This is a genomic window from Dactylosporangium sp. CS-047395 (genome assembly GCF_050942185.1).
Lineage (GTDB): Bacteria > Actinomycetota > Actinomycetes > Mycobacteriales > Micromonosporaceae > Dactylosporangium.
In genome coordinates, this window is sequence record NZ_CP192015.1 from 6,078,094 (window position 1) to 6,091,519 (window position 13,426).

10 protein-coding genes are annotated in these 13,426 nt (G+C 75.2%); 6 read left to right on the forward strand and 4 right to left on the reverse strand.

Annotation, left to right across the window (positions count from 1 at the left end):
- Positions 1 to 23: 23 nt before the first annotated feature.
- Positions 24 to 827: an SAM-dependent methyltransferase gene (locus tag ACQP00_RS28620; protein ID WP_433200352.1), complete on the reverse strand. Its 804-nt coding sequence runs from the start codon at positions 825 to 827 to the stop codon at positions 24 to 26.
- A gap of 35 nt (positions 828 to 862) precedes the next feature.
- Here ACQP00_RS28620 and ACQP00_RS28625 point away from each other — a divergent pair, with 35 nt between their 5' ends.
- Together ACQP00_RS28625 and ACQP00_RS28630 are read left to right on the forward strand one after the other, a co-directional pair.
- Entirely contained in the window at positions 863 to 1,630 is a 768-nt protein-coding gene (locus ACQP00_RS28625; RefSeq protein WP_433200355.1) for a ceramidase domain-containing protein, read from the forward strand.
- 179 nt (positions 1,631 to 1,809) lie between these two features.
- Positions 1,810 to 3,063 (forward strand): hypothetical protein, encoded by a 1,254-nt coding sequence (locus ACQP00_RS28630; RefSeq protein WP_433200358.1) that lies wholly within the window; start codon positions 1,810 to 1,812, stop codon positions 3,061 to 3,063.
- On the opposite strand, the gene ACQP00_RS28635 is transcribed toward ACQP00_RS28630, so the two are convergent.
- A complete protein-coding gene (locus ACQP00_RS28635) occupies positions 3,060 to 3,827 on the reverse strand; it encodes an ATP-binding protein (RefSeq protein ID WP_433200361.1) in 768 nt (255 codons plus the stop codon). The genes ACQP00_RS28630 and ACQP00_RS28635 overlap by 4 nt on opposite strands.
- A gap of 176 nt (positions 3,828 to 4,003) precedes the next feature.
- Here ACQP00_RS28635 and ACQP00_RS28640 point away from each other — a divergent pair, with 176 nt between their 5' ends.
- The 3 genes from ACQP00_RS28640 to ACQP00_RS28650 are packed head-to-tail and all read left to right on the forward strand — an operon-like array spanning position 4,004 to position 10,046.
- Positions 4,004 to 4,510 carry a sigma-70 family RNA polymerase sigma factor gene (locus ACQP00_RS28640; protein WP_433200364.1) on the forward strand — a complete coding sequence of 169 codons (507 nt, stop codon included), beginning with the start codon at positions 4,004 to 4,006 and terminating at the stop codon, positions 4,508 to 4,510.
- Positions 4,507 to 5,583, forward strand: a complete 1,077-nt coding sequence (locus ACQP00_RS28645; protein ID WP_433200367.1) for a hypothetical protein — start codon at positions 4,507 to 4,509, stop codon at positions 5,581 to 5,583. The genes ACQP00_RS28640 and ACQP00_RS28645 overlap by 4 nt, the downstream gene beginning before the upstream one ends.
- A 5-nt stretch (positions 5,584 to 5,588) precedes the next feature.
- Complete coding sequence (locus ACQP00_RS28650) at positions 5,589 to 10,046, forward strand: FtsK/SpoIIIE domain-containing protein (RefSeq protein ID WP_433224026.1); 4,458 nt, start codon at positions 5,589 to 5,591, stop codon at positions 10,044 to 10,046.
- Between the two features lie 5 nt (positions 10,047 to 10,051).
- Here the strand turns inward: ACQP00_RS28650 and ACQP00_RS28655 are convergent, their stop codons facing one another.
- Positions 10,052 to 11,674 (reverse strand): hypothetical protein, encoded by a 1,623-nt coding sequence (locus tag ACQP00_RS28655; protein WP_433200370.1) that lies wholly within the window; start codon positions 11,672 to 11,674, stop codon positions 10,052 to 10,054.
- A gap of 111 nt (positions 11,675 to 11,785) precedes the next feature.
- Between ACQP00_RS28655 and ACQP00_RS28660 the strand changes: the two genes are divergently transcribed.
- Positions 11,786 to 12,352: a hypothetical protein gene (locus ACQP00_RS28660; RefSeq protein WP_433200373.1), complete on the forward strand. Its 567-nt coding sequence runs from the start codon at positions 11,786 to 11,788 to the stop codon at positions 12,350 to 12,352.
- On the opposite strand, the gene ACQP00_RS28665 is transcribed toward ACQP00_RS28660, so the two are convergent.
- The gene (locus ACQP00_RS28665; protein ID WP_433200376.1) at positions 12,349 to 13,404 is read right to left on the reverse strand and encodes a class I SAM-dependent methyltransferase; all 1,056 of its coding nucleotides are present in this window, start codon (positions 13,402 to 13,404) and stop codon (positions 12,349 to 12,351) included. The two genes, ACQP00_RS28660 and ACQP00_RS28665, sit on opposite strands and share 4 nt — an antisense overlap.
- Positions 13,405 to 13,426 lie beyond the last annotated feature (22 nt).

The following is a 13,426-nucleotide window of genomic DNA, read 5'->3' on the forward strand; positions in this document are numbered from 1 at the left end:
TGCCCCGATCGGGCCGCCCCCAATCAGCCGAGCTTGCCCACGGCCCCGTAGACGGCGACCTCGGCGCCGGTCGGGCGGGGCGGCGGCTCGTCCTCGGAGCGCCAGTCGTTGACCAGCACCACGCCGGGGTCGACGAGTTCGAGGCCCTCGAACAGGGCGCTGAACTCGGCCCGGTCCCGGGGCCAGATGTCGGTCTGGCCGGCCGCGAGCATCCGGTCGTAGAGAGCGGCGACCTCCGGCGGCGACGGGTCCTTGGTCGCGTTGCTGGCCACCAGGTAGCTGCCCGGCGGCAGCGCGGCCAGCAGTTCGCGCACGATCGGCAGGCCGGCGCCCTCGCCGTGGATGAAGTGCAGGACCGCGACGAGCATGAGTCCGATCGGCTCGCTGAAGTCCAGGGTCGAGCGGACCTCCGGGTGGGCCAGGATGCGGCCGGGGTCGCGCAGGTCGGCCTCCAGGTAGGCGGTGCGGCCCTCCGGCGCGCTGGTCAGCAGGGCCCGGGCGTGCACCATGACCATCGGGTCGTTGTCGACGTACACGACGCGGGTCTGCGGCGCGATGGCCTGCGCGACCTCGTGGGTGTTGTCGGCGGTCGGCAGGCCGGTGCCGATGTCGAGGAACTGCCGGATGCCGACCTCGCCGGCGAGGTAGCGCACCGCGCGCTGCAGGAACCGCCGGTTTTCCCGGGCCGCGACCGGCGCGCTCGGCCAGGCCGCCGCGATCGCGTCACCCGAGGCCCGGTCGGCCGCGAAGTGGTCCTTGCCGCCCAGCCAGTAGTTGTACCGGCGGGCGGGATGGGCTACCGAGGTGTCGATCCGCTCAGTGGACACGCGCACAGCGTAGTGCACCGCATAATCGGCACTCGATGAACGTTCGCAACGATCGCCGCCCGATCATCGCCGCCGCGCTGACGGCGGTCGTCTCGTGCGGGCTCCTGACGCTCGCGATCGCCCGGGGCTGGCTCGGGCCGGACGTCGGGCGCGGGAACACGTTCTGCGAGGCGGCGCGGGCCGGGCTGGTGCGACAGCCGGCGAACACGTTCAGCAACCTGGGGTTCGTGGTGGCGGGGCTGCTCATCGCGGCCGGCCGGGGCAGCAAGCCGATCAAAACCGCAATGGCCTGCATTGTTGTACTCCTGGGGCCCGGCAGTGCGGCCATGCACGCCACCCAGAGCGCGGCCGGCGGCGACCTCGACGTGCTCAGCATGTACCTGATCGCAGCGTTCGCGTTCGCCTACGCGGTGATGCGGTGGCGGCGGGCGGGGTGGGCGACGATGGGCGTGACGTTCGCGGCCGGGGTCGCCGGCTGCGAGCTGGCCGGGTTGTGGCACGAGCCGATCCCGGTCGTCATGTACGCCGGCAACGTCGCCTTCGGGCTGCTGCTCATCGCCGCGGCGGCCCTGGAGGTGGCGATCATCCGCCGTGGGGATACCCGCGGCCGGCCGCGATTCGCCTACGCCTCGATCGGCGCGATGCTCGTCGCGTTCGGGGTGTGGAACGCGACCCAGACCTGGCTGTGCGACCCGCACTCGCTGCTGCAGGGCCACGCCGTCTGGCACGTGCTGAGCGCGGTCGCGGCGTACCTGCTGTACCGCTACTACGACAGTGAAAACCCGCGGCCGCCCGGGGGGTGAGCGGCCGCGGTGCCTGGCTACGCCCCAGAAAATACGGGCACGGGTTTCGATGCCGCTATGGGTTGGAGCCCGGTTGTCCGTACGGAATCGTGTGGACTTCCCACGGTGGACTCGGCGGCGGAACCAACCAAGCGCTTCGAAGCCGTAGGATGCCCGCACGAGCGAAACGGGGGTCTCCGATGGCGCTGGCGCCGCCCGACCCCGCGCGGGCGCGTGGCCTCGACGAACTGGTCGGCTGCCTGCGCGGCCTGAAGGTGTGGGCCGGGGACCCGTCGTTCGAGACGATCACGCGGCGGATCAACCAGCGGTGGCGGGCGGCCGGGCGGCGGGCGGACGAGCTGGCGCGGCGCAGCACCGTCGTGGACTGCTTCAAGCCCGGCCGGCGGCGGATCAACGCCGATCTCATGGTCGCGGTGGTGCAGGCGCTGCACGACTATCCCGAGTACCTGGCCCGGTGGCGGGAGGCGCTGCGCGACGGGCGGGTCGGCACCGAGACCGCGGCCCAGGTCCGGGTGGCCGACCGGCTGCCGGCGGACCTCGCCACGTTCGTCGGGCGGACGGCCGAGCTGGCCCGCATCGACGGGCCGGTTACGGTGCTGACCGGCATGCCCGGGGCCGGCAAGACCGCCCTGGCGGTGCGGGCCGCGCACCGCGAAGCGGCGGCGGGACGGTTCGACGCGACCGCGTACGCGGATCTGCGCGGCTTCCACCCCGACCCGGCGCTGCCGGCGGCGCAGCCGGGCCAGGTCCTCGACGCGCTGCTGCGGCTGGCGATCACCGGCCGGGCGTTGCTGGTGCTGGACAACGCGGCCTCGGCCGAGCAGGTCCGGCCGCTGCTGGACGCGTTCCCCGGCGCCCGGACCATCATCACCTCCAGCCGGCGGCTCGGCGGGCCCGCGGTCGAGGTCGGGCCGCTGGAGGCGGCGGACGGCGAGCGGTTCCTGCGGGCCAGGGTGCCCGGCGTGCCGGTCGGTCCGGACCCGTCGGCGTACCGTCGGGTGGCCCACCACTGCGGCGGCCTGCCCCTGGCGCTGGACCGGGCGGCGGGCGACATCGCGGCCCGGCCGGGTTGGACGGTCACCGACCACGCCGACCGGCTCGACGAGGGCCGCGGGCGCCTGGATCTCGACGAGGGCCTCGAGAGCGTGTTCCTGCAGTCGTACCGCAAGCTGCCGCCCCGAGCCCAGCTCCTCCTGCGCCGCTTGGCCCTGCACCCCGGCCCGGACCTCGGCGCCGGTGACGCGGCCGCACTGCTGGGGGCGGGTGCCGAGGCGCACCTGGCCTGCCTGGCCGACGAGCACCTGATCCAGTGCCGCCCCGGCGGCCGGTTCGCGCTGCACGTCCTCGTCGCCACCTACGCGGCCCGGCGCAGCCACGACGAGGACCGCCCGGCCGACCGGGTGCAGGCCATGGCCAGACTCAACAACGCCTAGGGCGCGACCGAGCCGGGCAGCCGGATCACGGCCCACACCGTCTTGCCGTGCCCGTCGGCGGCGCAGCCCCAGGCGGTGGCGTTGCGGTCCACGACGTGCAGCCCGTCGCCGCGCGGGTCGGCCAGCACCGGGTCGGTGCGCCGCAACGGCAGCAGCCGGGCCGGGGCGTCGGGCCGCCCGTCGCGCACGCCGAGGTGCAGGTAGCTGCCGCGGAGGCTGGCGGTGACCGTGATCGCGGTCCCGGCGTGCACGGCCGCGTTGTGCACGAGCTCGAAGGCGATCCGGCGGGCGGCCGCGGTCACCTCGGGCACGCACCACATGGTGCAGGCGTCCTGGGCGAGCAGCGCGGCACGGCTCGGGGCCAGCCCGTCGGGCTCCAGCACCAGCCGGAACCGCTCCGGCGGCGGCGGGCCGGCCTGGGCGGCGACCTCGGCCCGGGCCAGATCCTCGAACAGGTGCAGCTTGCGCCGCCAGAACGGCACGTCGAGCTGGATGCGCAGCGGGCCGGCGGCCGGGGTCACCCAGAGCAGCAGCACGCCGTAGTACTCGCGGGCGCTGTCGGCCGCCGCCTGGAACATCGAGGCCGCGGTGCCGGTCGGGTCGTCGAAGGCGGTGAGGTCGACGATCACCGCGCGCGGGCAGGCGACGAGGGCCTTGCCGATCCAGACGCGCAGGTCCAGCTTCTCGGCCAGGGTCAGCCGCCCCTCGACGGTGATCCGGATGAGCTCACGGTCCAGGTCGTGCACGGTCTCGGCGGTGATCACCAGTGCACTCTAATCGGCATTTGTCCGATTTGAATATATTTGCGGAAACCGGCCCCGCCGGGCATCGACGGCGATGACTTGTCGGTCGTGGGTGGCCGACAGGTCACGCCGCGTTCACCTGTTGATATCCGGCAACCGATGACATTCCAGTCAGCACCGCGCGGAAGGAACCACGTTTGAGCACCGTCGAGCGTCCCTGTCTCGGCCACGCACTGTTGCGGGAGCAGCCCGCCCTGCACCGGTACGTCACGTCGCTGGTCACCACCGACCCGCACCACGTCGAGGACATCGTCCAGGAGACGCTGCTGCGGGCCTGGCAGGACGCGGACCGCCTGGACCGCGACGCCCGCCCGATCCGGATGTGGCTGTTCCGCACCGCCCGCAACCTGGTCATCGACGCCTGGCGCAAGCGGCGCGCGGTGCCGGCCGGCCTGGCCCCGGAGCTCGGCGCGGACCGGCCCGACCACGGCAATCTGGCCGACACCGTCTGCGACCGGGTGGTGCTCACCGACGGGCTGCGCCGCCTGCCCGCCGCCCAGCGCGAGATCCTCGTGCACGTCCACCTGCTCGGCCGGGCCGGCGAGGACGTCGCCGCCGGGCTGGGCATCCCGCCGGGCACCGTGAAGAGCCGCACCCACCACGCCGTCCGCGCCCTGCGGGCCGCGCTGGAGCAGGCCGCGTGATCGACTTCTTCTCCCGGAACCGGGGTCCGATCAGCCTGCTCATCGGCGGGCTGGGGCTGTTCGTGCTCGCGCTGGTCCTGGCCACCCGGGCCGTGCGCCGGGCCGGCGGCTGGAAGGTCGTTCTCCGGCGGGCCGGCCGCGAGATCCGACTGACCGGCGCCGCGTTCGTCCGCCCCTTTCGGCTTTGGCTCCGGTACCGCCTGAGCCTGCGCCGCCTCACGCGCGCCCTCGCCGACCCGGCCACCCGCGCCGACGCCGACCGGGCGCTGCGGGCCGCGAACACCGGGCCGGGCCGGCCGTACGCGGTGCTCGTCGGGCCCACGTCCACGGCCGTCCTGCTCGCCGGGCGCGACCCGGGCACTCCCCCGGAGCCGTTCGCGGCCGACGAGCACGACCCGCGGCTGTGGTGGGCCGAGCGCGCCGACCTGCCCGAGCCCGTGGACGGCGGCCAGCTGCCCGTCGCCCTGGGCATGACCGCGAAAGACCTCGTCGTGTACCTCGACCTGCACACCGGCCCCCGCCTGACCGCCGGCGCCGGCGACCCGCGCACCACCCGCGCCCTGATCCAGGCGATCGCCGCGCAGCTCGGCCTGGTCCTGGAGCCCGGCGCGGTCCAGGTCACGGCGGGCGTGCACCCGCGCTTCCCCGGCACCGAACCGACCGCCGGCGCGGCCTTCGTCGTCTGCCCCGAGCCGCCCGAACAGCCGGTCGGCGCCCGGGTCCTGGCCATCGGCGGCGCCCGCGGGCAGGCGCGGCTGCTGCGCACGGAGCGCGGCGGCATCGTGCGCATCGCGGGCGTTCCGCTCACCATCGAGACCGCCGCCCTGCCCCGGGCCGTCGCGCGACTGCTGAAGTCGGAGGCACCGGAAGTACCAACGCGGCCTGGTGAAAAGGCTCCCGAAGCGCCGGCGGTGCAGGAGTTCATGCCGGAGGAGCCGGAGACGGTGACCGGCGTATCGGCGAACACGGCAACGGTGGCCATCGTCGAGGCGCCGGAGGACTCCTCGGGTGAATTCGACGAGCCCGAATTCGACGAGGCGGCCGTGGGCCGGCGAGCCGGGGGAACCGCGTGAAGGTCATGCTCACCGCGTTCGACGCCGAGGAGGGCGCCGCCCGCGACCACCTCGTCGACGTGCCCGACGGCGCCACCGTGCGCGGGCTGGCCGAGGCCGTCGAGAGCCCCCTCGGCGCGGCCGGGCAGCGGATCTACCTCGACGACCGGCGGCTCGAACCCGACGCGCCCGTGCGGGGCAGCGGCATCCGGCCCGGCAGCACCATCGGCCTCGGCGCCCCCGCCCCGGCCGCGAAGGGCGTGCGGACCGACCTGACGTCCGGCGGGCCGCTGCTGGCCGAGGTGCACCTGGTGTCCGGGCCCGGCGCCGGGGCGACCTGGCTGCTCGGCGCGGGCAGCTTCGAGATCGGCGCCGCCGCGGCGTGCGCGATCCGCGTCGGCGGGCCCGAGGCGCCGGCCGGTGGGCTGTGGGTGACGGTCGCGGCCGACGGCGGGGCCCGGTGGCACCTGACCCGGCCCGACGACGGCGTACGACCCGCCGGCATCACCCCGCCGCCCGACCCGCACCCGGTCACCGGCCTGCCGACCGCGGTCCGGCCCGTCCGCGGCGCCCTCGGCGAACGCTGGGCCGACGGCGCCGACCTGTGCGTCGGCCCGGCCCTGCTGCGCCTGAGCGCTCCGGTCGAGCCCGACGCGGCGGTGACCGCCTCCGCCGACGGGTTCGGGCTGGACTACAACCGGCCGCCGCGGATCGCCCCGCACCTGGACGCCGAACGCGTGCGGCTGCCGGTGCCGCCGGGCCGCACCCCCCGCCAGCCGTTCCCGATGCTGCTCCTGCTCGCCCCGATCGTGCTCGGCCTGGTCCTCGTCGGGGTCTTCCACTCCTACTTCTACCTGGTCTTCATCCTGTTCACGCCGGTCATGGCGATCACCAACTGGATGGTCGGCCGCAAGACCAACCGCAAGCAGCATCAGGAGCAGCAGCAACGGTACGACCAGCGCCTGCGCAGCCTCGCCGGTGAGATCGACGCCGCGGTGCGCCGCGAGCGCGACGTGCGCTGCATCACCGGACCGGACCCGGCGACCGTCGGGCTGATCGCCACCGGGCCCGGCGCCCGGCTGTGGGAGCGGCGCCGCCGCGACCCCGACCACCTGCTGCTGCGCCTCGGCACCGTGGACGTGCCGTCGGTCAAGGAGATCGACGACCCGGCCCGCGACGAGAACCACCGCACGGTGCGCTGGACGATCCGCGACGTACCGGTGGGCCTCGAACTGCCCGAGATCGGCGTCCTCGGCGTCGTCGGACCGGCCGAACCGGTGCAGGCGCTGACCCGCTGGTTCGTGGCCCAGTCGGCCGTCCTGCACAGCCCCCGCGACGTGCGGGTCGTCGTGCTGACCACGCCCGAGCGCTCCGAGGGGTGGGGCTGGGTCCGCTGGCTGCCGCACCTGCGCCCGGCCGGTGGTGGCGGCGCGCACGCGGCGATCGGCAACGACCCGGAGAGCATCGCCAACCGCGTCGCCGAACTCGTCGCCCAGGTCCAGGCCCGCCAGCGGGCGCTCGGCTCGTCGATGGGCCGGGCCATGTTCACCGACCCCGACCTGCTCGTCGTCGTCGACGGCGCGCGGGCCCTGCGCGACGTGCCCGGCATGGTGCAGATCCTCGCCGACGGCCCCCGGGTGCGGATCTTCAGCGTCTGCCTCGACGAGCAGGAGCGGCTGCTGCCCGAGGAGTGCGGGGCCGTCGTGGCCGCCGACACGACGGGCCTGACCCTCAAGCGCACCGGTACCGCGCCCCTGGAACACATCCGCGCCGACCTCGTGCCGGTGCCGTGGTGCGACCGGCTCGCCCGCGCCCTGACCCCGCTGCGGGACGTCAGCCCCGAGCACGACGCGGGCCTGCCTCGCGAGGTACGGCTGCTGGACCTCCTCGACCAGGAACCCCCGGACCCGGCCGCGCTCCTCGAACGGTGGCGGCGCCGGCCCGCCTCCACCACGTTCGTGCTCGGCAGCGGCTACGACGGCCCGCTCAGCCTCGACCTCGTCCGCGACGGCCCGCACGGCCTGGTCGCCGGCACCACCGGCTCCGGCAAGTCCGAGCTGCTGCAGTCGTTCGTCGCCTCGCTCGCCGCCACCAACCGGCCCGACGAGCTCACCTTCGTCCTCGTGGACTACAAGGGCGGCAGCGCCTTCCGGGAGTGCGCGCAGCTGCCGCACACCCTGGGCATGGTCACCGACCTCGACGCCCACCTGGTGCAGCGGGCGATGGACTCCCTCGGCGCCGAGCTGCGTCGCCGCGAGCGGATCCTGGCCGCGGCCGAGGCCAAGGACCTGCCCGCGTACCGGGCCAAGCGGGCCGCCGACCCGACCCTGGCCCGGCTGCCCCGGCTGCTGCTCATCATCGACGAGTTCGCGACCCTCGTCAGGGAGCTGCCGGACTTCGTGCCCGGCCTGATCAGCATCGCCCAGCGGGGCCGCTCCCTCGGCATCCACCTGATCCTCGCCACCCAGCGCCCGGCCGGCGCGGTCACCCCCGACATCAAGGCCAACACCAACCTGCGCATCGCCCTGCGGGTCACCGACACCGTCGAGAGCCAGGACATCATCGACACCGGCGAGGCGGTGCACATCTCCCCCGGTACGCCGGGCCGCGCCCTCATCCGCGCCGGGCACCGCAGCGCCGTGCCGTTCCAGGCGGCCTGGGTCGGCGCCGAACGGCCCGGCACCACCCCGCAGGAGCCGGCCGCGCCGGTCGTCGCGGACCGGGTGCGCACCGCGGAACTGTCCTGGCAGCGGCTCGGCCGGCCGGTCGAGCTGCCGGTCGAGGACGTCGACCCGCTGCTGCCCGGCCCGGTCGTCCCCACCGACCTGCAGGCCCTCGTCGCGGCGATCCGGGCCGCGGCCGAACGGCTCGACGACTTCGTCCGCCAGCCCAGCCCGTGGCTCGCCGCGCTCGAGGACAAGGTGCTGCTGGAGGAGCTGCCGGCGGTACCGACGCCGAAAGACCGGCACCCGAGCGTGCCGGCGCCGATCCCGTATGCCCTCGAGGACGTGCCGGCGCTGCAGCAGCGGCGGGTGGCCACCGTCGACCTCGCCACGTTCGGGCACCTCTACGTCGTCGGCGCGCCCCGCTCCGGCCGGACCCAGGTGCTGCGGACCATCGCGGCGTCGGCGGCCCGGCGGGCGGCGGTCGCGGACGTGCACATGTACGGCATCGACGCGGCCGGCGGCGGCCTCGCCGCGCTGGAAACCCTGCCGCACTGCGGTGCGGTGGTGTCCCGGCACGACATGGAACGCCTGGAGCGCCTCCTGCGCCGGCTGGGCCGGGAGCTCACCGACCGCCAGGAACGGGCCGCGAACGCCAACGCGGCCGGGATCGTCGAGCTGCGCCGGCGGCTGCCCGCGGCCGAGCGGCCCGCGCACATCCTGCTGTTCGTCGACGGCTGGGACGCCCTCGCCCCGATCCTCGACGAGCACGACCAGGGCCGGCTGCTCACCGACATCACCCGCCTGGTCCGCGAGGGCGCCGCGGCCGGCATCCACGTCATCGCCACCTCCGAGCGGGCCCTGCTCGGCGGCCGGCTCGCCGCGCACAACGACCACAAGCTGCTGCTGCGCCAGGCCGACCGCAACGACTACCAGCTCGTCGGCATCCTGCCCAGCAAGGTCCCCGGCACGATCGTCGCCGGCCGCGGCTGGCACGTGCTGAGCCGCACCGAGACCCAGATCGCGCTGCTGGACGCCGACGAGAGCGGCCAGGCCCAGGCCGAGGCGCTCCGCCGGATCGGCTCCAGCATCGCCGTTCAGGGGACGAGGCCGTTCCCGGTGGCGCCGCTGCCGGGGCGGGTCGCCTTCACCGACGCGTACGCGCTCGTCCCCGCCGCGCAGCAGCGGCCGATGCAGGCGCTGCTCGGCGTCGGCGGCGACGAGGGCGGCGCGGTCCTCGCGGACCTGACCGCCACGTCGTCGTTCTTCGTCGGCGGCCCGGCCGGCGCCGGGCGCAGCAACGCCCTGGCCGCGATCGCCGTGTCGCTGCTGACCGGCGGCACCGGCCTGGTCGTGCTGACCCCGCGCGACTCGCCGCTGCGGGCCCTGGCCCGCCAGCCCCGGGTACGGCTGCTCGACGAACCGGACCCGGCGGCCGACGCGGTCGCCGCGGCGATGGACGAGCTCGGCGGTCCCGTCGTCGTCCTCGTCGACGACGCCGACCTGCTCACCGCGCCCGCCGCCGACAAGGTCTTGCGCGACGTGGCCGCGGGCGGGCGGGACCGGGGCCGGGCGGTCGTCTACGCGGGGGCGGCCGACGCGCTGTCGATCGCGCTGGGCAGCTGGCTGACCGCGGCCCGCCGCTCCCGCCGCGGCCTGCTGCTCACGCCGCGCTCGATCACCGAGGGCGACGTGATCGGCGCGCGGCTCGTCAGCAGCCAGGTCCGCAACGCCGCCCCGCCCGGCCGCGCGTTCACCGGCGGGCCGGGCGGGGCGGCGATCGCGGTCCAGATCCCGCTGACCGTGCTGCGCGAGGACTGAGGCCGCTATTTCAGGATGCGCCAGTCGTTGACGCCCTTGGCGTCGCCGCGCATGAGGTCGGTGCGGTACTTCTCGCAGTTGGTGGTGGTCGGGTCCTCGACCGGGCACTGGGCGTTGAGGATGACGAGGGAGATGGTCACGTACTGGCCGCCGGGCAGGTTCGTGGTCATCGAGGGCGGTTCGCCGCCCGGGCCGCAGCGCTGCCGGCTGGGCGCGTCGCCGAGCCGGGTCCAGACGCCGGTGGACCAGTTGAACATCCAGAAGGTGCCGTTGCTCGCGTTGCAGTTCCACAGGTCGAGGGTCTTGATGCCGACCGGGGGCGGCGGGTCGGTGTGCCCGCAGACGTTGACGTAGCGGTCGGCGTACCCGGTCTTCTCGGCGAAGATGGAGACGCAGAAGTCGGCGTCGGACGGCAGCCCGGTGAAGGTCGCCTTCAGGAACGAGCCCGTGCCGGCGGCGGCCGGGACGAGCTGCGTGCCCCGGCTCGACGCCACCCGGTAGCGGTCCTCGCCGGTGGCGTTGTCGCGCCACTCGAAGGTGAGCGAGGTCGGCGTGACGGCGACGACCCGCGCCGCGTCGGCCGGCGGCAGGGCCGGGTACAGCACGAGCACGCAGCTGGCCGGCCCGGTCGCGACCCCGTAGGCGTTGCTGGCCGTGGCCCGGTAGCAGTACGTCTGGCCGCCGGTCGCGGTGCGGTCCTCGTAGGTCTGGCCGGCGCCGTTGCCGGTGAAGCCCTGCAGCAGGCCCCACGGCCCGTTGGCGCTCGGCGCGCGGTGCACCTGCCAGGCCGTCGCCTCGACGCCGGGTGTCGTGACCCGGACCTGGGCGAACGGCGTGGCGTCGAGGCCGCCGTTGGACGCGGTGAGCACCGGCGCCGTCGGCGGGCCGCCCTGCACGACCGTCTTGCAGCCCAGGCTCGTGTCGGCGCCGCCGGCCACGTTGAGCGCGACGACGCAGGCCTCGTAGCTGCCGCGGGGCTGCGGGTAGGTCACGTCGTAGCCGTGGGCGGAGCCGTAGACCGGGAACACCGCGCCGACGTCGGGCCGGTTGCCCGACGCGGTGACCGTGGGCTGGACCGTGCCGTTGACCGCGATGCGGACCGCGATCGGCGCGGTGGTGTCCTCGTCGATGGCCCAGCCCTTGACCCGGACGCCGGCCGGTGACGCCGACACCTCGTCGAGGTACCCCATCGGCGACACCCGCAGCGGCCCCGGCAGGCAGGCGACGCCGTCGGGGGCCACGACCCCCTGGTTGAGGGCGATCGCGCAGACCGAGGCGGCGTCCTTGGCCGCGTAGCTGCCGCCGAAGGTGCCGGTGGTGCCGGCGAGCCAGGTCGTCGTGTACGTGGTGCCGACCCTGAGCCGGACCGTCAGCCGGCCGGTCGCGTCGGGGTCGTAGGCCCGGCCGGCGATGGTGAAGCCGGCCGGGGTGCGGCTGAAGCTCGTGATCTCCACGGTCGGCTCGATGCCGTTGTCGCCGGGAGTCTCGCAGACCGGCGGCGGGTTGGGGACGTCGCAGTTCGGGGCGGCCGCGGCCGGTCCCGCGCCGGCGGCGACCAGGCCGCCGGTGAGCAGGAGCGCCACCGCCGCCACGCGCAAGGGTCGGGTGCCTGAGAGTCGGGTTCGCATAGCAGCGAGGGTGGACGGCGCCCGGCGTGTCCGGCGAGGTTCCCGGACAGCGGGCGACGGAATGCGGACAGTCACGGGAGACGACCGCGGTCGATTCCTACCGTGGCCGGTGTGAGCCTGGTCGATCCGACGGAGGAGTTCGCCGCGCAGCTGCGCGAGCTGCGCGCGGCGTGCGGGAACCCGAGCGTGCGCAAGCTCGAGGTCGCGCTGCGCGACGCCGGTCACCCGTTCCCCCGCTCGACGATCAGCGACAAGCTGGCCGGCGTCTCCCGCCCGTCGTGGGAGTTCGTGCACGCCTTCGTGCTCACCTGCGCCCGCCTCACCCAGCCGACCGGGCCCGCCGAGACGGTCGACGTGCACGACTGGCGGGCCCGGCACCGCCGGATGCTGCGCCGCCTCGCCGCGCGCCGCAGCGAGGACCGGGCCGCCGGCGCCGCCAGCAGCGAGCTCGCCGACCGCCCGCCGCGCCTCGAGCCGGTCTACCACGACACCATGCGCCTGCTCACCGCCGACGGCCCGCACGCGCCGGTCGACCGGTGCGTGCGGGTCGCGCTGGTGCAGGGCGTGCGGTTCGTGGCCCACCTGGCCGGCGTCCGCCCGACGATGACGATCGCGGAACTCGTGGCGGCGCTGGGCGAGGAGGAGTTCGTCCGCTCGGTCGCCGCCGAGCTGGATTAGCGGGTCAGCTCGTACAGCGTGTTGAACGGGTTGTCCATGTCGACGCGGCGGCAGGTGGCGAAGCCGGCCTCGGCGGACAGCCGGGCCAGGACCGGCTCGGGCAGGCCGAGGGTGCCCAGCCCGGCGCCGCCCTCGGCGAGGGAGGTCGTCATGCAGTACAGCATCGAGAAGCCGTAGAGCAGGGTCGCGATGGGCCCCACGTTCTCCACCGTCCGGTCCGAACAGTTGATCTCCAGGCACAGGTAGCGCCCGCCGGGGCGCAGGCCGTCGCGGATCGAGCGCAGCAGCCCGGCCGGGTCGACGGCGTCGTGCACCACGTCGAAGGTCGTGATCACGTCGTAGGGCTCGGGCAGGCCGCCGGACGCGTCGAGCACCTCGTAGCGGAGCCGGTCGGCCACGCCCGCCGCCTCCGCCGCCGCCCGGGCCGCCGCGACGGCGCTCGGCGACACGTCGTAGCCGGTGCCGGTGACGGCCGGGTAGGCGCGCGCCAGCTCGATCAGGGCCTGCCCGGTGCCGCAGCCGACGTCGGCGACCCGGGCCCCGGCGCGGAGCTTCGCCTCGACCTCGGGCACGAGCGGCAGCCAGAGCTGCACGAGCAGGTTGCGGTGCCACTGGGCGGTGAACCGGCTCGTGCCTTCGGCGACGTCGGGGTGCAGCTCGTCGCCGCGGACCCCGCCACCGTCGCGGAACGCGGCCGCCACGGTGTCGTAGCGCTGGACGGCGCCGACGAGCTCCTGGTGCACGCCGCCGAAGAAGGCCGGGCCGGGCTCGACGGCGAGCGTCGGGGCGTGCTCGGCGGGCAGCTCGAACCGCTGCTGGGCCGGGTCGTAGCGCAGATAGCCGGCGGCGTGCAGGCCGGCGGCCCACTCGCGCACGTACCGCTCGTCGAGGCCGGCGCGGCGGGCCAGTTCGCCGCTGGTGCCGGGGCCGCCCTTGGCCAGCTCCTTGAACAGCCCGGCCCGGTCCCCGAGCGCGGCCAGGACCACGGTGGCGAAGGCGGCGGTGTCTGCCAGCACGCGCCCGGTGAACTCGGCGGCCTTGTTCTCGTCCATCTCTGGTACCTCCCGATCGTTG

Coding starts and splice junctions, on each gene's coding strand:
- ACQP00_RS28625 (WP_433200355.1), top strand. CDS start 863: ATGAACGTTCGCAACGATCGCCGCCCGATCATCGCCGCCGCGCTGACG.
- ACQP00_RS28630 (WP_433200358.1), top strand. CDS start 1,810: ATGGCGCTGGCGCCGCCCGACCCCGCGCGGGCGCGTGGCCTCGACGAA.
- ACQP00_RS28650 (WP_433224026.1), top strand. CDS start 5,589: ATGCTCACCGCGTTCGACGCCGAGGAGGGCGCCGCCCGCGACCACCTC.
- ACQP00_RS28655 (WP_433200370.1), bottom strand. CDS start 11,674: ATGCGAACCCGACTCTCAGGCACCCGACCCTTGCGCGTGGCGGCGGTG.
- ACQP00_RS28665 (WP_433200376.1), bottom strand. CDS start 13,404: ATGGACGAGAACAAGGCCGCCGAGTTCACCGGGCGCGTGCTGGCAGAC.